The organism is Kitasatospora sp. NPDC048239, assembly GCF_043202015.1.
Taxonomy (GTDB): Bacteria; Actinomycetota; Actinomycetes; order Streptomycetales; family Streptomycetaceae; genus Kitasatospora.
Genome location: NZ_JBICZP010000004.1, coordinates 324,256 through 341,071 on the forward strand (window position 1 = coordinate 324,256; position 16,816 = coordinate 341,071).

At 70.9% G+C, this 16,816-nt stretch carries 38 protein-coding genes; 27 read left to right on the forward strand and 11 right to left on the reverse strand.

Features of this window, described 5'->3' with window-relative positions; translation table 11 throughout:
- Positions 1 to 4 precede the first annotated feature (4 nt).
- The 3 genes from ACGFZP_RS12820 (at position 5) to ACGFZP_RS12830 (ending at position 2,960) form a co-directional block, all read left to right on the forward strand.
- Complete coding sequence (locus ACGFZP_RS12820) at positions 5 to 1,066, forward strand: hypothetical protein (protein WP_392931535.1); 1,062 nt, start codon at positions 5 to 7, stop codon at positions 1,064 to 1,066.
- On the forward strand, positions 1,063 to 1,731 hold the full coding sequence (locus ACGFZP_RS12825; RefSeq protein WP_392931537.1) for a hypothetical protein: 669 nt from the start codon (positions 1,063 to 1,065) through the stop codon (positions 1,729 to 1,731). Before ACGFZP_RS12820 ends, ACGFZP_RS12825 begins: the two co-directional genes overlap by 4 nt.
- A gap of 866 nt (positions 1,732 to 2,597) precedes the next feature.
- Positions 2,598 to 2,960, forward strand: a complete 363-nt coding sequence (locus ACGFZP_RS12830) for an SLOG family protein (RefSeq protein WP_392932236.1) — start codon at positions 2,598 to 2,600, stop codon at positions 2,958 to 2,960.
- Between the two features lie 110 nt (positions 2,961 to 3,070).
- Here the strand turns inward: ACGFZP_RS12830 and ACGFZP_RS12835 are convergent, their stop codons facing one another.
- The gene (locus ACGFZP_RS12835; RefSeq protein WP_392931538.1) at positions 3,071 to 3,352 is read right to left on the reverse strand and encodes a hypothetical protein; all 282 of its coding nucleotides are present in this window, start codon (positions 3,350 to 3,352) and stop codon (positions 3,071 to 3,073) included.
- A 144-nt stretch (positions 3,353 to 3,496) separates the two neighbouring features.
- Between ACGFZP_RS12835 and ACGFZP_RS12840 the strand changes: the two genes are divergently transcribed.
- From ACGFZP_RS12840 to ACGFZP_RS12885, 10 genes are read left to right on the forward strand one after another with little or no spacing between them, the layout of a single operon-like run.
- Positions 3,497 to 3,835, forward strand: coding sequence for a hypothetical protein (locus tag ACGFZP_RS12840; protein WP_392931540.1), 339 nt, complete (start codon positions 3,497 to 3,499; stop codon positions 3,833 to 3,835).
- Between the two features lie 9 nt (positions 3,836 to 3,844).
- Positions 3,845 to 4,033, forward strand: coding sequence for a hypothetical protein (locus tag ACGFZP_RS12845; RefSeq protein WP_392931542.1), 189 nt, complete (start codon positions 3,845 to 3,847; stop codon positions 4,031 to 4,033).
- Positions 4,034 to 4,066: 33 nt separating this feature from the next.
- Positions 4,067 to 4,609 carry a hypothetical protein gene (locus ACGFZP_RS12850; RefSeq protein WP_392931543.1) on the forward strand — a complete coding sequence of 181 codons (543 nt, stop codon included), beginning with the start codon at positions 4,067 to 4,069 and terminating at the stop codon, positions 4,607 to 4,609.
- 17 nt (positions 4,610 to 4,626) lie between these two features.
- Positions 4,627 to 4,812: a hypothetical protein gene (locus ACGFZP_RS12855; RefSeq protein WP_392931545.1), complete on the forward strand. Its 186-nt coding sequence runs from the start codon at positions 4,627 to 4,629 to the stop codon at positions 4,810 to 4,812.
- A 10-nt stretch (positions 4,813 to 4,822) separates the two neighbouring features.
- On the forward strand, positions 4,823 to 4,999 hold the full coding sequence (locus tag ACGFZP_RS12860) for a hypothetical protein (protein ID WP_392931547.1): 177 nt from the start codon (positions 4,823 to 4,825) through the stop codon (positions 4,997 to 4,999).
- A 14-nt stretch (positions 5,000 to 5,013) separates the two neighbouring features.
- Positions 5,014 to 5,655: a hypothetical protein gene (locus ACGFZP_RS12865; protein WP_392931549.1), complete on the forward strand. Its 642-nt coding sequence runs from the start codon at positions 5,014 to 5,016 to the stop codon at positions 5,653 to 5,655.
- Positions 5,656 to 5,658: 3 nt separating this feature from the next.
- Positions 5,659 to 6,048 carry a hypothetical protein gene (locus ACGFZP_RS12870; protein ID WP_392931551.1) on the forward strand — a complete coding sequence of 130 codons (390 nt, stop codon included), beginning with the start codon at positions 5,659 to 5,661 and terminating at the stop codon, positions 6,046 to 6,048.
- Positions 6,049 to 6,082: 34 nt separating this feature from the next.
- Positions 6,083 to 6,268 carry a hypothetical protein gene (locus ACGFZP_RS12875; RefSeq protein WP_392931553.1) on the forward strand — a complete coding sequence of 62 codons (186 nt, stop codon included), beginning with the start codon at positions 6,083 to 6,085 and terminating at the stop codon, positions 6,266 to 6,268.
- Positions 6,265 to 6,552 carry a hypothetical protein gene (locus tag ACGFZP_RS12880; RefSeq protein WP_392931554.1) on the forward strand — a complete coding sequence of 96 codons (288 nt, stop codon included), beginning with the start codon at positions 6,265 to 6,267 and terminating at the stop codon, positions 6,550 to 6,552. The genes ACGFZP_RS12875 and ACGFZP_RS12880 overlap by 4 nt, the downstream gene beginning before the upstream one ends.
- The gene (locus ACGFZP_RS12885) at positions 6,552 to 6,938 is read left to right on the forward strand and encodes a hypothetical protein (RefSeq protein ID WP_392931556.1); all 387 of its coding nucleotides are present in this window, start codon (positions 6,552 to 6,554) and stop codon (positions 6,936 to 6,938) included. The genes ACGFZP_RS12880 and ACGFZP_RS12885 overlap by 1 nt, the downstream gene beginning before the upstream one ends.
- Positions 6,939 to 7,105: 167 nt before the next feature.
- Here the strand turns inward: ACGFZP_RS12885 and ACGFZP_RS12890 are convergent, their stop codons facing one another.
- Positions 7,106 to 7,294, reverse strand: coding sequence for a hypothetical protein (locus ACGFZP_RS12890; protein ID WP_392931558.1), 189 nt, complete (start codon positions 7,292 to 7,294; stop codon positions 7,106 to 7,108).
- An 85-nt stretch (positions 7,295 to 7,379) separates the two neighbouring features.
- On the opposite strand from ACGFZP_RS12890, the gene ACGFZP_RS12895 reads away from it, so the two are divergent.
- The 13 genes from ACGFZP_RS12895 to ACGFZP_RS12955 all read left to right on the forward strand — a co-directional run bounded on the left by ACGFZP_RS12895 (position 7,380) and on the right by ACGFZP_RS12955 (position 12,584).
- Positions 7,380 to 7,769 carry a hypothetical protein gene (locus tag ACGFZP_RS12895; protein ID WP_392931560.1) on the forward strand — a complete coding sequence of 130 codons (390 nt, stop codon included), beginning with the start codon at positions 7,380 to 7,382 and terminating at the stop codon, positions 7,767 to 7,769.
- A 54-nt stretch (positions 7,770 to 7,823) separates the two neighbouring features.
- Complete coding sequence (locus ACGFZP_RS12900) at positions 7,824 to 7,964, forward strand: hypothetical protein (protein WP_392931561.1); 141 nt, start codon at positions 7,824 to 7,826, stop codon at positions 7,962 to 7,964.
- Positions 7,961 to 8,320 carry a hypothetical protein gene (locus tag ACGFZP_RS12905; protein ID WP_392931562.1) on the forward strand — a complete coding sequence of 120 codons (360 nt, stop codon included), beginning with the start codon at positions 7,961 to 7,963 and terminating at the stop codon, positions 8,318 to 8,320. Before ACGFZP_RS12900 ends, ACGFZP_RS12905 begins: the two co-directional genes overlap by 4 nt.
- A gap of 8 nt (positions 8,321 to 8,328) precedes the next feature.
- A complete protein-coding gene (locus ACGFZP_RS12910) occupies positions 8,329 to 9,285 on the forward strand; it encodes a DNA cytosine methyltransferase (RefSeq protein ID WP_392931564.1) in 957 nt (318 codons plus the stop codon).
- A 58-nt stretch (positions 9,286 to 9,343) separates the two neighbouring features.
- Positions 9,344 to 9,742, forward strand: a complete 399-nt coding sequence (locus ACGFZP_RS12915; protein WP_392931566.1) for a hypothetical protein — start codon at positions 9,344 to 9,346, stop codon at positions 9,740 to 9,742.
- Positions 9,739 to 10,134, forward strand: coding sequence for a hypothetical protein (locus tag ACGFZP_RS12920; RefSeq protein WP_392931567.1), 396 nt, complete (start codon positions 9,739 to 9,741; stop codon positions 10,132 to 10,134). The genes ACGFZP_RS12915 and ACGFZP_RS12920 overlap by 4 nt, the downstream gene beginning before the upstream one ends.
- A 112-nt stretch (positions 10,135 to 10,246) precedes the next feature.
- A complete protein-coding gene (locus tag ACGFZP_RS12925) occupies positions 10,247 to 10,501 on the forward strand; it encodes a hypothetical protein (protein WP_392931568.1) in 255 nt (84 codons plus the stop codon).
- Entirely contained in the window at positions 10,498 to 10,782 is a 285-nt protein-coding gene (locus ACGFZP_RS12930; protein ID WP_392931570.1) for a hypothetical protein, read from the forward strand. The genes ACGFZP_RS12925 and ACGFZP_RS12930 overlap by 4 nt, the downstream gene beginning before the upstream one ends.
- Positions 10,779 to 11,060 (forward strand): response regulator transcription factor, encoded by a 282-nt coding sequence (locus tag ACGFZP_RS12935; protein WP_392931572.1) that lies wholly within the window; start codon positions 10,779 to 10,781, stop codon positions 11,058 to 11,060. Before ACGFZP_RS12930 ends, ACGFZP_RS12935 begins: the two co-directional genes overlap by 4 nt.
- On the forward strand, positions 11,057 to 11,758 hold the full coding sequence (locus ACGFZP_RS12940; protein WP_392931573.1) for a hypothetical protein: 702 nt from the start codon (positions 11,057 to 11,059) through the stop codon (positions 11,756 to 11,758). The genes ACGFZP_RS12935 and ACGFZP_RS12940 overlap by 4 nt, the downstream gene beginning before the upstream one ends.
- On the forward strand, positions 11,755 to 11,907 hold the full coding sequence (locus tag ACGFZP_RS12945; protein WP_392931574.1) for a hypothetical protein: 153 nt from the start codon (positions 11,755 to 11,757) through the stop codon (positions 11,905 to 11,907). Before ACGFZP_RS12940 ends, ACGFZP_RS12945 begins: the two co-directional genes overlap by 4 nt.
- 8 nt (positions 11,908 to 11,915) lie before the next feature.
- Positions 11,916 to 12,194, forward strand: a complete 279-nt coding sequence (locus tag ACGFZP_RS12950) for a hypothetical protein (protein WP_392931576.1) — start codon at positions 11,916 to 11,918, stop codon at positions 12,192 to 12,194.
- 192 nt (positions 12,195 to 12,386) lie between these two features.
- Positions 12,387 to 12,584, forward strand: coding sequence for a hypothetical protein (locus ACGFZP_RS12955; RefSeq protein ID WP_392931577.1), 198 nt, complete (start codon positions 12,387 to 12,389; stop codon positions 12,582 to 12,584).
- Positions 12,585 to 12,608: 24 nt separating this feature from the next.
- Here the strand turns inward: ACGFZP_RS12955 and ACGFZP_RS12960 are convergent, their stop codons facing one another.
- On the reverse strand, positions 12,609 to 12,947 hold the full coding sequence (locus ACGFZP_RS12960; protein ID WP_392931579.1) for a hypothetical protein: 339 nt from the start codon (positions 12,945 to 12,947) through the stop codon (positions 12,609 to 12,611).
- 25 nt (positions 12,948 to 12,972) lie between these two features.
- Positions 12,973 to 14,385, reverse strand: coding sequence for a DUF2079 domain-containing protein (locus tag ACGFZP_RS12965; protein ID WP_392931580.1), 1,413 nt, complete (start codon positions 14,383 to 14,385; stop codon positions 12,973 to 12,975).
- A 100-nt stretch (positions 14,386 to 14,485) separates the two neighbouring features.
- Here ACGFZP_RS12965 and ACGFZP_RS12970 point away from each other — a divergent pair, with 100 nt between their 5' ends.
- A complete protein-coding gene (locus tag ACGFZP_RS12970; RefSeq protein WP_392932238.1) occupies positions 14,486 to 14,770 on the forward strand; it encodes a DUF6300 family protein in 285 nt (94 codons plus the stop codon).
- Between the two features lie 66 nt (positions 14,771 to 14,836).
- On the opposite strand, the gene ACGFZP_RS12975 is transcribed toward ACGFZP_RS12970, so the two are convergent.
- The 7 genes from ACGFZP_RS12975 to ACGFZP_RS13005 are packed head-to-tail and all read right to left on the reverse strand — an operon-like array spanning position 14,837 to position 16,805.
- Positions 14,837 to 15,088, reverse strand: coding sequence for a hypothetical protein (locus ACGFZP_RS12975; RefSeq protein WP_392931582.1), 252 nt, complete (start codon positions 15,086 to 15,088; stop codon positions 14,837 to 14,839).
- Positions 15,085 to 15,603, reverse strand: a complete 519-nt coding sequence (locus ACGFZP_RS12980; RefSeq protein ID WP_392931584.1) for a hypothetical protein — start codon at positions 15,601 to 15,603, stop codon at positions 15,085 to 15,087. The genes ACGFZP_RS12975 and ACGFZP_RS12980 overlap by 4 nt, the downstream gene beginning before the upstream one ends.
- 15 nt (positions 15,604 to 15,618) lie before the next feature.
- The gene (locus ACGFZP_RS12985) at positions 15,619 to 15,921 is read right to left on the reverse strand and encodes a hypothetical protein (protein ID WP_392931586.1); all 303 of its coding nucleotides are present in this window, start codon (positions 15,919 to 15,921) and stop codon (positions 15,619 to 15,621) included.
- Positions 15,918 to 16,157, reverse strand: a complete 240-nt coding sequence (locus tag ACGFZP_RS12990) for a hypothetical protein (RefSeq protein WP_392931588.1) — start codon at positions 16,155 to 16,157, stop codon at positions 15,918 to 15,920. The genes ACGFZP_RS12985 and ACGFZP_RS12990 overlap by 4 nt, the downstream gene beginning before the upstream one ends.
- The gene (locus ACGFZP_RS12995) at positions 16,154 to 16,387 is read right to left on the reverse strand and encodes a hypothetical protein (RefSeq protein WP_392931590.1); all 234 of its coding nucleotides are present in this window, start codon (positions 16,385 to 16,387) and stop codon (positions 16,154 to 16,156) included. The genes ACGFZP_RS12990 and ACGFZP_RS12995 overlap by 4 nt, the downstream gene beginning before the upstream one ends.
- On the reverse strand, positions 16,384 to 16,590 hold the full coding sequence (locus ACGFZP_RS13000; protein WP_392931591.1) for a hypothetical protein: 207 nt from the start codon (positions 16,588 to 16,590) through the stop codon (positions 16,384 to 16,386). The genes ACGFZP_RS12995 and ACGFZP_RS13000 overlap by 4 nt, the downstream gene beginning before the upstream one ends.
- Before the next feature lie 2 nt (positions 16,591 to 16,592).
- Positions 16,593 to 16,805: a hypothetical protein gene (locus ACGFZP_RS13005; protein WP_392931593.1), complete on the reverse strand. Its 213-nt coding sequence runs from the start codon at positions 16,803 to 16,805 to the stop codon at positions 16,593 to 16,595.
- Positions 16,806 to 16,816: the final 11 nt, after the last annotated feature.

The following is a 16,816-nucleotide window of genomic DNA, read 5'->3' on the forward strand; positions in this document are numbered from 1 at the left end:
CGGCATGGCACGAGGTCACGGACGTGTCCTCTCTAGCATCTGGGAGGACGCCGACTTCCTCTCCCTCGACCGGGAGCAGCAGGGCACCTACGCGTTCCTCATCTCCCAGCCCAACCTCAACCACGCCGGACTGCTCCCCCTCACCCTCAAGCGGTGGGCCCGCAAGGCCCGCGGCCTCACGCCTGCGGGCCTGGAGAAGACCCTCGCCGAGCTCGACGCGGCCCGTTTCGTGGTCGTCGATGACGACACGGAGGAGTTGCTGATCCGGTCATTCATCCGCAACGACGGCGTGTGGAAGCAGCCCAAGGTGATGGGTGCCGCCGTGTCCGGAGCGCTGGAGATCTCGTCGCGGCGCCTGCGCCGGGCTCTGCTGGAGGAGATGGACCGGATCCCGCTCGATGAGTTGAGTGATGACCCGGGCAGCCGACCGCTGTCGATCCGTCAGGAAGTCGGGCAGCACATCGACACGCTTCGCAGGGCCTTCCGCGAGCCCCTGCCGAACCCCCCGGCACGCGCCTTGAAGCCCGTTCCCGACGGGGACACCGACCCCCCTTCGCAGGCCCCTGCCGAACCCCCTTCGGAGGGGCCTGGCGAAGGGGATCGGAGAGGCTCTACGCGTGCGCACGCGCAGACGACGCGCACACAGGCGTCGCGCGCACTATCCCCTGCCCCTACCCCTGTCCCCTACCCCAGCCACGTTCCGCCTACGGCGGGCGCAGTCGCGCCGCACGACCCGATCACCGCACAGACCCTCGTCGCCGAATGGCTCGACCACGTGCCCAACCGGCCCCCCGGCGCCGTCATCGGCCAGACCTCCAAGCACCTCAAGCAGATGCTCGACGAAGGCATCGCCAGCGACCACATCCGCCGGGGCCTCGCCCTGTGGACCGCCAAGGGCCTCCACCCCTCGACGCTGCCCTCGGTCGTCAACCAGGTCATGAACGCCAACGTGATCCCCCTCGCCGCCACCGGCACCGACGGCTACCGGCCCTCCACCGCCGACCAGCGCGTCGCCTCAGCATTCGACCTCGCCGCCCGCCTCGCCGCAGAGGAGAACCCCCAATGACCCCCGCCCAAGCCGCCGCCCTCCTCGGCCACATCGCCGCCTACGACCGCCGCACCGTCGGCGAAACCGACGCCCGCGCCTGGGCCGCCGCCCTCCGAGACGTGCCGCTCGACCAAGACGCGCTCCAGGCCGTCGCCGAGTTCTACGGCCGGCCCGGCGACGACCGCCAACGCTGGATCCAGCCCCACAACGTCGTCACCCTGCGAGCCGCCATCCGCCACCAGCGCATCCCCCACGGCGTCCTCGCCTACCCCGCCGACGGCCGCGACGAGACCGGCACCGAATACGCCCGCAACCGGCGCGCCCAACTCGCCGCCATCGCCGACGGCAACGCGCGGCCCGAACTCGTCGCCATCACCGACGGCGGCCCACACCCCGACATCGAAGCCGCCATCACCGGCGTCGGCGCGATACCCGACGACGCCCGCCGGCTGCTGGAATCGGCCCTGCCCATGCGGGCGGCCCGCGAACGCGCACGCCGAGACGGCCAGGTCGACCTCCTCGGCGTGCCCTGCCGGTGGTGCCAGGCCCCGGCCGGTGAACAGTGCCGGCGCCACACCCGAGCACCCCGCGACGGCGCCGCCCGATGGAGCCGGCGCAACAGCCCGCACCCGAGCCGCGTCGATGACGCCAAAGCCCACCACGCGCAACGACGGACTGCGTGATGCGCGAACCGATACCAGCCGCAGTCGCCGCAGTCATCCGGGCCGTCATCGAAGACAACCCGTACGCACCGCCCCGGCGGCAGGCCGAACTCGCGGTCGTCGAGCTGCGGGCGCAGGGGTGGCAGATCCAGCCTCCACACGACCTTCGCCTCCCCAGGCGCGGATCTGACGGCCTCCCGGGGTCGGGTTGGGCCGATGGGCCGGGGTCGGCCTGTGGGGCCGTTCTTACTCAGTCAGCAACAGCGGGAAGGGGTATCCAGTGAGTGGCGCCGAGGTGCGGGTTCCGAAATCGGCGATCCGGCATGGGTGTGGGGCGTGGTGGACGGGCGACACGCGGTCTCACTGCGGGGGGTGTCACCTGACGTTCAGTTCGCGGACGTCTTTCGATCGGCACCGGCGGCGGGGTCGGTGTGTGGTGCCGGCGAAGGCGGGTCTGGTGGGGCGCCGGATGCGGTGGGGCCTGGTGTGGGGTTTGCCGTCGGCGCCCGATGACGTGTTCGAGCGCATGTTGGAGCGTTGGGATGCGGAGGGCCAGGAATGAGCGTCGTCTTCCGCTTGGATCCTGCTCGCCTGCTGGCGGTAGTGGATGCGCGGTGTGCGGAGCTTGGGTGGTCGCGGTCGGGGCTTGCTCGGGCGGTGGGCGCGACACCGTCGGCGTTCACCAGGATGGCGAAGGGCGGCGCTCCGGACGCGCACCTGCTGGCGAACTTGCTGGTGTGGTTGGGCTGGGCGCCTGAGCTGGTGTTGCTGGCGCAGGGTGAGGGTGCTGCGCCTGTTTGCGGGACGTGTCATGGGGTCCCCCCTGCGGGGTTCTCGTGCAACAGGTGCGGCGCCGTGGGGGTGCGGTTGTGAGCGCTCGGGTCTTGGTGACGGGCTCGCGGTCGTGGTCTGACCGTTCTGCGGTGATAACGGGCCTAGATCTTGTGGCCGAGGAGTTCGACTATTCGGGGCTGGTTGTCGTTCACGGGGCTTGTCCGACGGGCGTGGATTCGATGGCTGCGGCATGGGCGAGGGTTCGGCTCGGACGTGGCGTTCGGGAGGAACGGTGGCCCGCGGATTGGGCGCGGTTCGGCCGGTCTGCTGGTCCGCGGCGGAACCAGGTGATGGTTGATCGGGGTGCTGCGGTGTGTGTGGCGTTCCCGTTGGGCCGGTCGGTGGGGACTCGGGATTGCATGCGGCGTGCTGCGGCTGCGGGGATCCGTGTGGACGACTTCGGGGCGCAGCGGTGAGGGGGCGCGGTGGGTGTGGCCTGGCTTCTTCCCGGGCCCGGGAAGAAGTGTGCGGGCATGCAGAAGGGCCGCGCGGCGGTGGTGCCGGGCGGCTGGCGGGGTGTGGCGGGTCAGTTCTCGGTGGTGGCCTCCGCGATCAGCCTGGCGCGGGCCTTTTCGGTGCGGGCCTTGTAGGCGGCGTCGGCTTCGATGCCGTTGTCGCGGGCCAGCTTGCGAACGTAGGCCGGCGTCCAGTCGGCGCGGCGGGCGATCTCGGCTGGTTTGGCGTCGGGTTCGCGGAGGGCGGCGAGGACGAGGTCGGTGAGTGCTGTGCGGGATTGCTTGGCCTTGGCTTCGTCGCGCTTGTAGCGGGCGGCGGCTGTGGTGATGGGGTCGTCGGTTGTGGTGGTCATGGTTGTAAGGGTATCGCGGGTTGGGTTCGCTGGGTAGGAGCGCATCTTGGGACCGCTACATGGTTGCGCTTCTCGATTACGGCGGCTATGGTGGATACCAGACAGCGCAACAAGGTAGCGCTACTTGGTCACTGGGGGATCCCGATGAACGCCCGCACCCGCACCGCCCGCCAGACCCTCCGCGACCGGGCCCGCACCACCCGCGCCGCCGCCTCCATCCGCCGCCGCAGTGAGGCCTCCCTCACCACCCACGGCATCGCCCAGGGCCTCCGCCCTGCCGCCGCCCGCAGCATGGCCGGAACCCTCCGCAAGACCGCCGCCAAGCTCGGCATCACCGGCAGCGAGCACCGCGTCCACGCCGGCCGCCGAATGCGCACCACCCGCCGCTTCACCCCCGCGCAGGTCGCCGTGATCGCCATGGCCTGCCGGCCCCGCAAGCCGGCGTTCAAGGCCGCCGCGCTGCGCCTCACCCTCGCCGCCTGAGGAGCCCCAATGCACACCACCGCCATCGACCTGATCCACCTCATCGCCGGCGACATGCTCGACGGCTGCTCCCACCTCGACGCCGTGGACCTTGAGCCCGGCCCGGATGGCGACCTCGCGTGCAACGACTGCCGTGACGAGTGGGCGCAGCAGGTCGTCGAGGAAGAGGCCGCTTGGCGCGGCTACGTCTACCACTGACCCCCAGCCGCCTCGATACCTGAGGAGCCCGCAGTGACCGCCGTCCAACTCTGCGAGAACGTCGCCCTCACCTACAAGCCGAGCCCCCACGGCGGCGAGGAGCTCGACGAGATGATCCACTGCCAGGCCGACGCCACCACCACACGGTGGATCAGCCGAGGTACCAGTCGCGAGAAGCTCCGCAACTACTGCGAGCCCCACGCCAGTCAAGGCGACGCCTTCGTGCAGAAACTGCGAGACGGCCTCGTCCGCGCCTTCGCCAAACGCGGCGAGGAGCCAATCGTCCACCACACCCAGACCCGCGTATGCGTCACCGCGACCGGCCAGGTCGGCACCGTCACCGGGCTCCCCTCCCGGCACTGGGGCAACCAGTACTTCGTCCACATCGACGGCACCCCGTACGACCAGGCCATCGAGGTCACGGCCGCCGAGCTGGATGCCGTGTACGAGCCCCACGCCGAGCCGGCCATCCGGTCGTGCAGCCGCCAGCGTCTGGCCCCCGCACCAGTACCTGAGGTGCCCGTTCAGCTACCGCCGCGGATGGTGACCGTCCGCGCCCCCGCCCACCTCCTTTGACCACCTGGAGAGCTTCGATGACCGACCCCGATGGCATCTACCCCGGCCAAACCTGGACGCGCAAGATCCCGTTCGGCGGGTCCGTCCGAATCACCGTCGTCGACGGCAACCGGATCGGTATCACCCGGCCGTATGACCACGGCGCGACCAGCTACCTGGGGCGCCGCAAGTTCTTCGCCACCTACACCCGCCCCGCTGCCTGAGGAGGCCACCGTGACCGAGTCCGCGCTTGTCCAGGCCGAGGAGTGGGCTGCCGAATGCGGGGCGGCCTTCAACGCCGACCCCGACGACGCGGAACTCCGGCAGTGGTGGCTCGACGCCCTCGCCGACCTCCGCCGGATCCGGACCGACATCCTCACCGCCGCATCCGCCACCCACCCCGCCGCCTGAACCCGGAGACCGACATGACCGACCAGCCCGAGCCCAAGCTCACCGTCGAACAGCAGATCGCCGCCCGCTTCGCCAGCGAGACCGCCGGACACCGGCTCACCGTCCTCCACGACGACGGCCTCTACCGGCACCTGCGGTACGTCAACCCGCAGTACGGCGGCCTCTACCGCTACGACCTCATCACCTGGCCCAACGGCCTCACCATCCGCGGCGACGGCCCGAACTTCGTCTTCGCCCTCCACCCGACGCAGGACCTGTTCGACATGTTCCGCGGCACCAGCCACTACGGCATCAACCCCGGCCACTGGCAGGAGAAGGTGGTCGCCGGCCAGGCCAAGGCGTGGTCGGAGGCCAGGTTCCGCGACTGGCTCACCAGCTGGGCCGCGTCCGGCGAGACCCGCCACCCCGGCCTTATCGAGGCCGTCCGGGAGCAGATCCTCGACAACGAGGAGTACTCGCTGGAGTTCGAGGAGTTCGCGCGGCACGCCGCGGAGAACTTCAACCACGCCGGCCACACCCTCCGGTACCCGCTTGCCTGGGAGCAGTCGTTCGATGACTGGTCGTGGGAATTCCTGTGGGCCTGCCACGCGATCGTCCGGGGCATCGCCGAGTACGACCTGGCCAAGGCCGAGCATCCCGCCGCGCAGGGGGTCTGAGTCATGGGCCAGCCCGACCTGACCACCGCCTTCGTCATCCGCGGCACCACCCGCTACCACTCCGACGCCGCCTGCCCCGCCCTCGACACCGCCCGCCTCAACCACGGCGGCGCCGTCCTCCAGGCCACCGACACCGCTGGTCACACGCCGTGCACCCTGTGCGCCGACACCAACCGCACCGAGTGGACCGTCGGCCCGGCCAACCTCGGCGAACTGTGGGAACTCATCGGCCCGTCGAAGCTCCACTTCGTCGCCGACCCGTTCACCAACCGGGTCGAGGTCGACGGCCTCACGATCCTCGAACACGACGGCCTCCCCCGGGCCCTGGCCAAGTTCGGCGACACCATCACCCGCCAGCCCGACGGCACCTACACCGTCCAGCCCGCCGCCTGACCGGACCCGCCCCGACCCGCGCCCAGGAGAACCCATGACCCAGCCCCAGCCCGCCGCCGAGACCGTCATCCGCGACGACATCACCGCCGCTCGCGCCGCCCTGTACCGCCCCGGTGCCGGACCGGACCAGATCGCGGCGTTCGACGAGGCCTACGACAGGCTCCGCGACTTCCACCGCAACCGCCGCACGCCCACTGCCACCGAGGAGACCAGCCGATGACCCAGCCCCAGGCCGACCTGCCCGATGCCCTGGTCGCCTACTTCGCCCAACGGGAGACCGCCCGCCTCGACGCCGTCGCCGAGATCCTCATGGGCCTCACCGAGCGCGAGCGCCTGCTGGTCAAGGAGGCCTCCGTCATGGGCTGGGTGCAGGGCATGCGCCACCACGACCTGGAGTACCCCGGTGACCGGCAGGCCCTCATCACCGTCGTGGACGCCTGCCTCACCTTCTCGGACCTCTACCCGACGCTCACCAACCACGTGCCCGACGACCAGGAGTCGTGATGACCCAGCCCGCCGCGCCCCTCGATCTCGACGCCATCCAGGCCCGCACGGTGGCCGACAAGGAGCTCCGCGGCGCCGTCGTCACCGCCATCGTCGACGACGCCACCAAGCCCCGCGCCGAGCGCCTCGGCCTGGTCGACGCGATGCTCGCGGTCGTGTGGCCCGTCCTCGACCGGAAGCGATCCGAGGTCCAGCGCCTCACCGCCCGGGCCGTCGAGGAGAACCAGCGCGCCCACCGCGCCGAGGGCCGCCTCGACGCCGCCCTCGACGTCGTCGAGCAGTGGACCGACCACTGCATCGGACCGCAGACCCGCAACCTCCTCGACGAGATCCGCGCCGTGCTCAACCCGCAACCCGCCCCCGGCGGCCCGCAGGCGCCCGTCTGACGGCCCCGCAGTACCGGACCGGACCCGTCGGTCACCGCCCGCCCGCGAGGCCGCCACGCGCCCGCACAGCCCCACCACGCGAAAGGACCCGCCGTGCGCCAGCCGACTGTCGCCGGACAGCACGAAGAGCCGCACGGCGTCGGCCGGCGGCTACGGGTCGGGGCTGGTCAGGCCTTGGGCGGCTCGGGCCGGGCGGGGAGCTCGGCGCCGGGCTGGTGGGTGTGCCACTCCATGAACTGGCGGAGCAGGGCGGAGCGGTCGGCGCCGACGCCCTTGGCGGACTGGTCGAAGGCGTCCCAGAGGTCGCTGGGGATGCCGCGGAGTCCGCGGACGGGGTGCTTGTGCATGTTGGCCATGACCAGATCTTCGCAGGGTGGTTGACCACCTGTCCAGCGTGTGCTTATCTAGAGGTGGTCAACCACCTGTGAGCTGGAGGAACCGATGGACCTCACCCACATCCGCACCGAGAACGGCACCACCACCCTCATCGCCACCCGCGCCGCCCTCGACGAGGTCCAGGCCGTCATGAGCGCTGGCCACGATGACGGCACCGAGTTGTACGGCTCCGGCAGCACCTACGCCATCACCTACCCCGACGGCCGACGCGTGACGGTGCGACCGGCCACCGCGCAGGAGATCGAAACCCACCGCGCCCAGGCCGACGACCAGCCCGCGAACCTCCGCACCCACACCGGCACCGTGCACCGCAAGGGCAGCTACTCGAAGCGCCTCCGCACCCACCTGCCCGCCTGCTGCGCGAGCGAGTCCGCGGCCCGCCGCCTCCACTTCCTGATCCCGACCACCGAGGACGTCACCTGCCAGCGCTGCTGACGCCCCCACCGGCCGCCCCGCACAGCCCCGCCACACCCACCACGGAGACCCGCCATGGACACCTACTCCTGCGACCACGACAGCCCCTGCATCGGCGCGCACTGCTCCCACTGCCACGCCGAGTTGTGCGAGCAGTGCGACGGCTGCAACTGCGCGGGCCGGGGGCACACCTGCGCCGCCGGGGGTGACCGGTGACCGCCACCCCGCCGCACCTGTGCGTCGGCCCATCCTGCTGGACGTGCGGTGAGCCCACCGAGATCCGCCAGCTCCGCCAGTACGAGGTCCTCAGCGCCCTGCACCAGCTCGCGCAGGACCATCCCGATGCCGACCACCACCGGCAGGCCCGCGCCGCGATGGACGCCCTGCGACCAACGCTGATGCGCTGGCTGCACGCCGAGGCCGACCTGCGGGAGACGCGCCAGCAGCTGGCCGCCCGCGACGCCGAGAACACCCGCCTCCGCGCCGAGCTCACCGAGATGACCAAGGCCTGCGACGCCGCCAAGCGCCTTGCCGCGCGATACCTCCTCGCCGCCCGCACCCCGACCAGCTGAGGACCACCGTGACCACCATCCTCGGAGGCTTCGCCGGCATCGGCTGGGCCGAAGGCGCCCAGGTGCTCGGCCTCACCGAGACCGGCATCGACTACTCGGCCTCCGCCTGCACCACCCGCACCGCAGCCGGACACGCCACCATCCACGCCGACATCACCACCCTCGACACCGCCGACCACCGCGGCACCACCGGGGTGATCATGTCGCCGCCCTGCCCCAGCTTCTCCAAGTCCGGTAACGGCGCCGGCACCCACGACGCCCCGTACGTAGCCGGAGCGATCCGCGACTACGCCCGCGGCCACGACACCCGCCAGGCCCTGCGCGCCGCCTGCCGCGACGAACGCTCCGCCCTCACCGCCGAACCCATGCGCTGGTACCACGACCTCCGCCCGGAGTGGATCCTCATGGAACAGGTACCCGCCGTCCTGCCCCTGTGGGAGCTGTACGCCGACCTGCTGCAGGACTGGGGCTACCGGACCGCCACCGGCATCGTGGACGCCGCCTCGTACGGGCTCGGCCAGCACCGCAAGCGCGCCGTCCTCATCGCCTCCCAGGCCCGGCCCGTGGCCCTTCCCGCCACGACGCACGGCGGGCCCGGACAGCTGCCGCTCACCGCCATGCGCGACACCGTCGGCTGGGGATACACCCGGCGCCCGTCCCCCACCGTCACCGGCGGCGGCACCTCCACCGGCGGGGCCGAGCCGTTCGGCAACGGCAGCCGACGGGCGATGCGCAACACCGCCGACCGCGACCCGGCCCTGTGCGTCCCCGGCCCCCGCGGCTGGCGGCCCACGGTTGCCGACTGTGCCGCGCTGCAGGGCTTCCGCCCCGGCCTCCAGTGGCACGGCACCGCCGGACAGCAGTACCTCGCCATCGGCAACGCCGTCCCCCCGCCCCTCGCCACGGTGCTGATCGCCGAAGCCACCGGCATCACCGCCCGCCAGCCTGCGCTCGCCGCTGCCTGACATCCCGTCCCGCCGCCGCCCACCCCGGGCGGCGGCCCCACCCACCCGAGGAGCGCCCGTGCCCGACCAGCCCGCCGACCTGCTCGCCAACGCAGCCCAGCACCTGTGGGAGATCGACCACCCGTACTACGGAGCAGAGGGCTACACCAACGAGTGCGAGGACTGGAGCGAGTTCGCCACCGAGATCGCCCCCCACCTCGATGCCGACCTCAACCACCTCTACCGCTGGGACTGGCGCAAGCCCGGCCACCACGAATGGGACGGCCGCGAGAAGTTGGAGCTGTTCTTCATCATGCCGCGCAAGAGCTGCTGCATGTCCTACAGCATCCGCGTCACCGAGGCTGACGAGCCGGCCATCCGCAAGTGGTTGACCAGCATGGTCCAACACCTGGCCGCGCTGTGGGAGCCCATCGACCTCGCCCGTGCGGTGCTCGGCCAGGACGGCGGCCAGCAGTGACCGTCCTGGAGCCGCGGGTGCAGGCCACCCGTTACACCGTCAACTGCATGCCCGAGGACTCCAGCCCCGACGCCCACGTCTTCGAGATCGCCGTTGAGTACCGCGGTCGCGACCTGTGGGCCGTCACCCGGCACCACCAGTCGCTCGGCGCCGATGGCCAGTGGTCCTGGGGCCCCGAGTGGCCGCCCGGCAAGCCCGGCAGCCGCGAACCCGAGAACGACACCGAGTGGGACGCCTACCACGCCGCCCGCGACGAGTGGACGGCCAATCACCGGCACGACCTCGACACCGCGCTGAAGCTCGCACAGGAGGCGGCCCGGCACGTCACGGTAAACGGCCTCACTGTGCAGGCCGCGCTCGACCGGATCGCCCAGATCAGGGCCGCCGAGTGACGACCGCGCACCTGCTGCTCGTGGCCGGCGCCATCCTCGGCGCCGGTTCCGCCCTCACCCTCATCGCCTGCTGCCACGGCACCCGCCGCACCCCCCGCCCCGGAGGCACCACATGAACGACATCCAGGCCCTGCCCGACCTCTGGCTCGTTGGAGTCCGCCGCTGGGGCGGAGAGAACACCCCTGTCGTCATCGACGGCCGCCGGACCTGCGGCACCTGGAGTGGCCACCAGCGCGCTGGCTGCATAGGCCTCGCCCTCGACAACCGACGCGGCCTCACCGGGCTCCTCCACCTGACCATCGACGACGCGCTCCGCTTGTCTGACCTGCTCCGCGCACTCGCCGCCCCCGAGGAGCCGCAGCCGTGAAGCGCCCGCCGTCCGAGCCGACCTTCATCACCGTCACCGACTTGCCCGACGGACGCGTCGCCATCAGCCTGCAGCTCGGCGCCCTCCGTACGTTCAGCCTCGGCCCGGACCGCGACGAGATCGTCCTCGACCGCCGCACCGCCGACGAGCTGGAGGGCATGCTCGCCCGCCACTCGATGCGCCGCATCCACCCGATGCAGGGCTGCAACACGTCGATGGCCTGCGTTATGCACAACGGCTGCCACCGATGCCAGCCCATCGCCGAGGAGCCGCAGCCGTGACCCGACCGCCCAGCACCCCGAACGCCGAGCCCGGCGAACTTCTGAACGAGCGCGAACTTCAGGTCCTCCGCCTCACCGCCAACGGCCACACCACCGCCTACATCGCCCACACCCTCGGCATCTCCAGAGGCACCGTCACCAACATCCGAACCACCACCCACCGCAAGCTCGGCGCCCGCGACAACGCCCACTCAATCGGCCTCGCGATCATCACGCGCCAGCTCCACCCCCGCGAGGTCCGCCTCGTCCACCCGCTCACCCCCAGGAGCGCCGCATGATCCCCGAGCAGGAGACCTACCAGCAGCAACTCACGCGCCAACGCGACGACGCACTCGCCCGGGCCGCCAAGGCCGCGACCGACCTGCGGGCCGCCGAGGACGAGCTCGCCGCGTGGCGCCGGCCGGGCCGCCGCGCCGACCGCTACCGGGCCGCCTGGCAGTCCGCCCGCCGCCGCGCCGCCTACACCCGCCGCGCCTGGCAGTCCACCATCCTGGAGGCCCGCCGCCAGCAGGCCCGGGCCGCCGACGCCGAGACCACCGTCGACATCCTCAGCGCCCAGTACGCGGAGTTCGTGCGGCTGACCCGCGGCATGGTCGACATCCACTACCAGCGTGCCGAGCGTGCCGAGTCCCGCATCGACGCCGCCCGGGCCGAGTGCGAGCGGCTGGTCGCCTCCGTGTACGGCCAGCACGACGAGGACGACGACGCTACCCGCGACGTCTGCGGCCGCATCACCACGATCCTCGACGGCGGGCAGCCCTGCGTCTGCCGTCCGCTCGACGGGTGCGACTGCGGCATGCCGATCAACACCGAGACCGTCCGAGGTGGCCGCCGCCTCACCCACACCGCCCTCGACGGGGCCACCACCAGCACGGCAGGCAGTGCCGGGTACGCGGGCCTGGACGAGCGCCTCCCGGACGGCACCTGCCCCGACACGTGTTCCTGCCACCGGCTGGCCAGCAAGGTCCGGCCGTGAGCTGCGCGGACGACCGCCACCAGGACGAGCGGTACACGGACCAGGCCATCACTGACCGCATCCTCGCCGACAGCGCCGACGCCCCGACCCCGCCCATCACCCCGCCGACCATCACCGTCATCCGCGACCTCGCCGACTACCAACCCTGAGGAGCCTCATGAACCAGCCCATCGCCGTCGGCGACATTCTTCACGGATTCTGTGGCGGGGTTTTCGGCCGCGACCACTACACCTGCTGCACCGTCGAGGCGCTCGGCCCCGACTGGCTCGTCGCCCGCAACCCGCGCGGCGAACTGTCCTGGGCCGACGGCGAGGACGCCCTCGTCACGCTCCGCCGGTACCGCGAGCGGACGGCCAACTACGACGGCGACTTCTGCTGCGAGCCTCGACCGGCCTGGCAGCAGTTCCCGTACGGCCCGCCCACCCACCGCCACTGACCCCAGGCACGGCAACGGGGCACCCACGCAGTCCAATCACCGCGCCGCCCGAGCCGGCCATGACTTACCGCATCCCACCGTGACGGCCTGACGCTCTCGCGTAACGGCGTGGATAGTTCCAACCTGCCGAGCCATTTCGGGTGACCCTTTCGGGCTCTGGCCGGGCATTTTAGGGACCACTAGAAAGGACTCATGAGCAACCCCGAGTACGTCCCGGTCAGTGCCGCACACCTCCGCAACTTCTTCGACGCCGACGGCAAGCCCCTCGGCGGGAGGAGCAAGTGCCCGACGTGCGGCCGGACCAACATGTTCCAGCTGGACTTCTCGGACGGCCAGGTGATGCGGTTCTCCAGCCCCTGCCACGCGTTCGAGGTGCCGACGCCCAAGTAGCCACTCTCGCCCGTTGCGCCCGGCCTACTGGTCGGGCGCTTTTGCGTGTTCGATGGGCTGGTCGTCGCCGCGGAGGTTGGCGAGTCCGTCGGCGATGAGCCAGGCGAGGGGTTCGGCGTCGGCGAGGGGGAGGTGGCCGACGACTTCGCCGTTGATGATCCATTTGAGGAACACGCCGGCGCGGGGTCGGGCGGATTGGGCGAGGCCGGCGTAGACGTGGCCAGTTTCGCCGCGGGCTTCGGCTTCCAGGTTGAGCGCGACCAGCTTGGAGCGGTGGGCGCCGCCGCGGGCTCCGAGCGGCTGGCGGTCGGGGACGTCGCAGTGTGCGGGGTCGCACCATGTGGGGTGGAGGGCTGTGCTCACACACCCACGATATCGAACGTGCGTTCTATGTGTTTGTGATGGTCAGACGCAGCACCACAATCCCTGCCCGCTCGGACACCACCTGGTACCGGGCTCCCCCGTTCTCCGCCGCGGCATAGCCGACCAGATCGGCGGGGGCCTCCGGCCACTCCGGGCGGTCGATGACGATCCAGCCGACGGGCCGGTGCGGGTCGCCGGTCCAGTACACGGTCGCCCGGCCGGCAAGGTGGGGGGACACGGCGATTCCAGCCTCGACTCTGGCTCCGTCGGGGATCATGCGGGCGGCCGCGGCCCGGGCAGCGCCTACTTCGGTGCCGGTCCAGGCTTGGACTCTGGTGAGGTCGGCGATGCCGTATCCGAAGGCGCACATCAGGGCGAGGGAGATGGCGGGGAGTGTGGTGATGGCGCGGTCTGCGATTTGGCGCAGCGGAATCTTCGGTGAGCGGCGGAGCCTGGTGGCGGCGTCCGCAGCGGCGAGGAACATGATCGGCATGGCGGTGGCGGAGTAGTGCGCGCCGGTGCCGTGGATGCCTTCGTTGCTGGAGGCGAGGCGCAGCAGCAGGCCGGGGGCGGCCACGAGGGCGAGTGGGGATCTGGCTGCGAGGAGGCCGGTGATGCCGAGCGTCCAGCCCAGGGTCTTCCAGGTCTGTAGGCGGGTGGCGGCGTCGGCGGGGGTGTGCCACCAGGGGCCGGCGGGGATTCGGTCCCAGTACGGGTAGGCGTGGTCGGGGTTGTAGTGCGGGATGAGCCACCAGACGCATGCCGTCATCGCTGCCAGGCCGAGGACGGCCAGTGTTGCGCCCAGGACACGGTGTCGGCTGGCGAGGGCGATGTACAGGCCGATCGCGGCGACGGTCAGGCCGAGGTCTTCTTTGACGAGGAGTAGCGGCAGTGCCCACCAGGCGGCGCGGGTCCAGCGGCGCAGGATCAGCTGGCGGCCGGTCATGGCGAGGAGGGGGACGGCGAACGCTATCTCGTGGAACTCGAAGTCGACGGCTCGCAGGATCCCGAAGCTGAGGCCGTATGCGGCGCCGGTGCATAGGCCGCGGGCCCGGCCGAGGAGGTGTTCGGCGGTCGCGGAGACGATGCCGGCGGACCAGGCCATGAGTGCGGCCTGGGCGACGAGGAGGGTGATCGCACTGGGGGCGATCCACCAGGCCGGGGCGAGCGTCGCGGTGACGGGTGAGAAGTGGTCGCCGAGGAGGTTGAAGCCGTCGCCTTTGATCGGGGCGATCGGCGGGCCGAACGCTGCGTAGGCCTTGACGGCTTGGGTGAAGATGGCGAGGTCCCAGCTGGGCGATGCGTAGCGCTGGTATCGGAGGACCGAGGTGAGGGTGTAGGCGGCGAACAGGCCTGCGGCGAGGGCCAGGTGCGGGGTGTGACGGCGGTCTGGTCTTCGTGCGGGGCGGGCCTGGGCGGGGAGGGTGGTGACGGCCATTGGTGAACGGTAGCGGCCTGTTGCGGATCAAGGTATTGACTCCGCATGATCACCGGGATCATCCTGGCCACCCCTCAGGGAGGAGCCCGCATTGACCGACATGGCCGACTTCCAAGTGAACCGCACCGGCGACATGCCGCCCTGCCCCCGCTGCGGCGAACCGGCCGCTCTCACCGCCCACCTTCCCCTCGGCGACGGCATCGAGCTGTTCCTGTGCCTCCGGTGCGATACCGGCAACACTCCTGCTGGCCGGCTCGTCGCGATCCTGGGCCTGCCCGAGGACCAGCGTCCGCAGGATCTCTTCCTCGACTTCGCCGTCGCCTGGCTGCGCGACGGCGCTGCGGCACGTGGCTGGGTCCAGATACCCGGGCAACGCGAGCCATAGGAGACGAAGAGGCCCCGCCACTGCGATCGTGGCGGGGCCTTCGTGGTCTCCGGGGTGCCTTCACCTCTACCCCTCGGCTGGCGGGTACTGCTCGCCCCGGGCCAGCGCGGCACGGGCCTGCTGCGCCTCGGCGATGAACTTGTCGAGGCTGTACAGCGCGGCCTGTTGGCTGCTGGGGTCGGCGTAGGCGGTGTCAGCGTCGATGCGCCAGTTGTCACACTGGTGGGGGAGGTGGACCTTCCAGCCGGGCTTGTTGTCGTCGTCGAGCCAGAGTTCCTTGATGTACTCGACGGTGAACCCGAAACGGGGCACTCTCATCGCTTCACTCCGCTCAGGAACTCGTGGAGCTGCCGGTTGTACTTGGCGTCGGCGAGGGCGTGGTGCTCGCCGCCGTCTTGCTGCGGTAGTTGCGGGTTGCCGGATTGCCAGGCAAGGGACTGCAGTTCGTGGAACCACTGCGGGATGTCTTCGGGCATGCGGGACCAGTCGTTGTCCCAGAGGGAGTGGAGGCGGCAGATGTCCTGGCCGCCGTACCAGGCGTAGAGATGGGCTGGCTGGTGATCGGCGAAGTAGCGGGCGATGTCCTTGCGGATCTGCGCGAGCGGCTTGACGTCGGGGTGGAAGTGATCGAGGAACCCGGCGTTGTTCTTCGGGAGGTAGGGCCAGACATGCTTGCCGAGCCAAGGGTGGAAGGCAACGTCGGGCGGGTTGATGTCGCCGTTGACAGCGTAGTAGTCGCGGCCTTGGTTGTCGGTGAGGCCGATGCTGATGAGGCCGCTGGTGGTGGGGTCGGAGGGGATGAACTCGGTGTCGAGGTAGACCTTGCGGATCACTGCTACTCCTCAGAGTCAGAGGGGTTGGCCGTCGCAGTCGGTGTAGCCGTCGACGGTGCGGTGGGGCTGGATGCAGTCGGAGTGGTCGGCACCGTCCTGCCATGCGTTGGCGAGTGCGATCTGCTGGTCGGTCGGCAGGTCGTTGTAGAACACTGCGTCGCCGAACCGGTTGGTCTTGTCGGTCAGCGCTTCGGCTTCGGTGTTCCCGGTGAGCGGGGTCCACCATGCGGTGCACCAGGCGCCGTGGGAGAAGTTGTGGGTGCGGCCGTGGTCAAAGCACCAGACATAGGAGGCGGAGGCGCCTCCGTTCGTGGTCACTGCTGTCCCCGGGCGATCCGGGCGGCCTTGGTGCAGTCGCGGGAGTCGATCCACTGGCCGTCCTCGCCATAGCGGGGGTGGGCTGTCTCGCGCCAGGGAGCGGGCCCGCGGTCCTGATCGATGGCGGGCCAGTAGTGGGCGAGGAACGCGGCGGCCTGGTTCTGGCTGAGGACGATGCCGGACGGATCGGTGTAGACGAGGCTGGTGACGCTGGTGGGGATGTCGTCGGGAGTCACTGCTGCTCCTTCGGGTCGATGAGGTCGAACAGCTGCCACCGGCCGGCCGGCCGGTCCCACTGCTCGACTCGGATGCGGGTGACGCGGCTGGCGCCGGCGCGGGCAGCGGCGAGTTCGGCGCGGACGTGCTCGTAGGCCTTGGCTTCGCTGGTGTGCTCGGTGCGGAGCGGGCCGCCGGGGGCATTGAGGACGACGGCCCACGGCTTGGCCTTGCGCTTCGGCGTGGTCACTGCTGCTCCTTGGCTTGGCAGTTGTGGGCGGGGATGGTGCCGTCGTAGAGGTCTCGCGTGGCGAGGGGGGTTCCGCACTGGGGGCATGGGGCTTGTCTGGTGCGGAACCACTGGTCTTCGACGGTGCAGTCGGTACAGGTGCGGCGGGTTCCGGGGTGGGTGGTTCGGTCGCCGAGGTGGTAGCTGATGTGCGTGGCGTCCACGGTTACTGCTGCGCCTTGGCCTTCTCGTATGCGGCGGTGATGGCGGGCAGGGCGATGTCGAACGCGCTGGTGTCCCAGCCACTGGCGTTGTACCGGCTGACGCAGGAGTTGGGCCACGGGGAGCAGCCGCAGAGGTCGTCGTGGTAGTGGTCGCTGAGGGCCCTGTTGCCGACGGCGGCGAGGTGGTCGAGCAGGTCGGGCGGCAAGGGGGTCATCGGTTCCTCGG

What these genes read in the sequence shown, in the direction of transcription:
- ACGFZP_RS12820 (WP_392931535.1), top strand. Translation starts at nt 5, where the DNA reads ATGGCACGAGGTCACGGACGTGTCCTCTCTAGCATCTGGGAGGACGCC.
- ACGFZP_RS12825 (WP_392931537.1), top strand. Translation starts at nt 1,063, where the DNA reads ATGACCCCCGCCCAAGCCGCCGCCCTCCTCGGCCACATCGCCGCCTAC.
- ACGFZP_RS12835 (WP_392931538.1), bottom strand. Translation starts at nt 3,352, where the DNA reads ATGACCACCACAACCGACGACCCCATCACCACAGCCGCCGCCCGCTAC.
- ACGFZP_RS12840 (WP_392931540.1), top strand. Translation starts at nt 3,497, where the DNA reads ATGAACGCCCGCACCCGCACCGCCCGCCAGACCCTCCGCGACCGGGCC.
- ACGFZP_RS12845 (WP_392931542.1), top strand. Translation starts at nt 3,845, where the DNA reads ATGCACACCACCGCCATCGACCTGATCCACCTCATCGCCGGCGACATG.
- ACGFZP_RS12855 (WP_392931545.1), top strand. Translation starts at nt 4,627, where the DNA reads ATGACCGACCCCGATGGCATCTACCCCGGCCAAACCTGGACGCGCAAG.
- ACGFZP_RS12865 (WP_392931549.1), top strand. Translation starts at nt 5,014, where the DNA reads ATGACCGACCAGCCCGAGCCCAAGCTCACCGTCGAACAGCAGATCGCC.
- ACGFZP_RS12870 (WP_392931551.1), top strand. Translation starts at nt 5,659, where the DNA reads ATGGGCCAGCCCGACCTGACCACCGCCTTCGTCATCCGCGGCACCACC.
- ACGFZP_RS12875 (WP_392931553.1), top strand. Translation starts at nt 6,083, where the DNA reads ATGACCCAGCCCCAGCCCGCCGCCGAGACCGTCATCCGCGACGACATC.
- ACGFZP_RS12880 (WP_392931554.1), top strand. Translation starts at nt 6,265, where the DNA reads ATGACCCAGCCCCAGGCCGACCTGCCCGATGCCCTGGTCGCCTACTTC.
- ACGFZP_RS12885 (WP_392931556.1), top strand. Translation starts at nt 6,552, where the DNA reads ATGACCCAGCCCGCCGCGCCCCTCGATCTCGACGCCATCCAGGCCCGC.
- ACGFZP_RS12890 (WP_392931558.1), bottom strand. Translation starts at nt 7,294, where the DNA reads ATGGCCAACATGCACAAGCACCCCGTCCGCGGACTCCGCGGCATCCCC.
- ACGFZP_RS12895 (WP_392931560.1), top strand. Translation starts at nt 7,380, where the DNA reads ATGGACCTCACCCACATCCGCACCGAGAACGGCACCACCACCCTCATC.
- ACGFZP_RS12900 (WP_392931561.1), top strand. Translation starts at nt 7,824, where the DNA reads ATGGACACCTACTCCTGCGACCACGACAGCCCCTGCATCGGCGCGCAC.
- ACGFZP_RS12925 (WP_392931568.1), top strand. Translation starts at nt 10,247, where the DNA reads ATGAACGACATCCAGGCCCTGCCCGACCTCTGGCTCGTTGGAGTCCGC.
- ACGFZP_RS12940 (WP_392931573.1), top strand. Translation starts at nt 11,057, where the DNA reads ATGATCCCCGAGCAGGAGACCTACCAGCAGCAACTCACGCGCCAACGC.
- ACGFZP_RS12950 (WP_392931576.1), top strand. Translation starts at nt 11,916, where the DNA reads ATGAACCAGCCCATCGCCGTCGGCGACATTCTTCACGGATTCTGTGGC.
- ACGFZP_RS12955 (WP_392931577.1), top strand. Translation starts at nt 12,387, where the DNA reads ATGAGCAACCCCGAGTACGTCCCGGTCAGTGCCGCACACCTCCGCAAC.
- ACGFZP_RS12965 (WP_392931580.1), bottom strand. Translation starts at nt 14,385, where the DNA reads ATGGCCGTCACCACCCTCCCCGCCCAGGCCCGCCCCGCACGAAGACCA.
- ACGFZP_RS12970 (WP_392932238.1), top strand. Translation starts at nt 14,486, where the DNA reads ATGGCCGACTTCCAAGTGAACCGCACCGGCGACATGCCGCCCTGCCCC.
- ACGFZP_RS12975 (WP_392931582.1), bottom strand. Translation starts at nt 15,088, where the DNA reads ATGAGAGTGCCCCGTTTCGGGTTCACCGTCGAGTACATCAAGGAACTC.
- ACGFZP_RS13005 (WP_392931593.1), bottom strand. Translation starts at nt 16,805, where the DNA reads ATGACCCCCTTGCCGCCCGACCTGCTCGACCACCTCGCCGCCGTCGGC.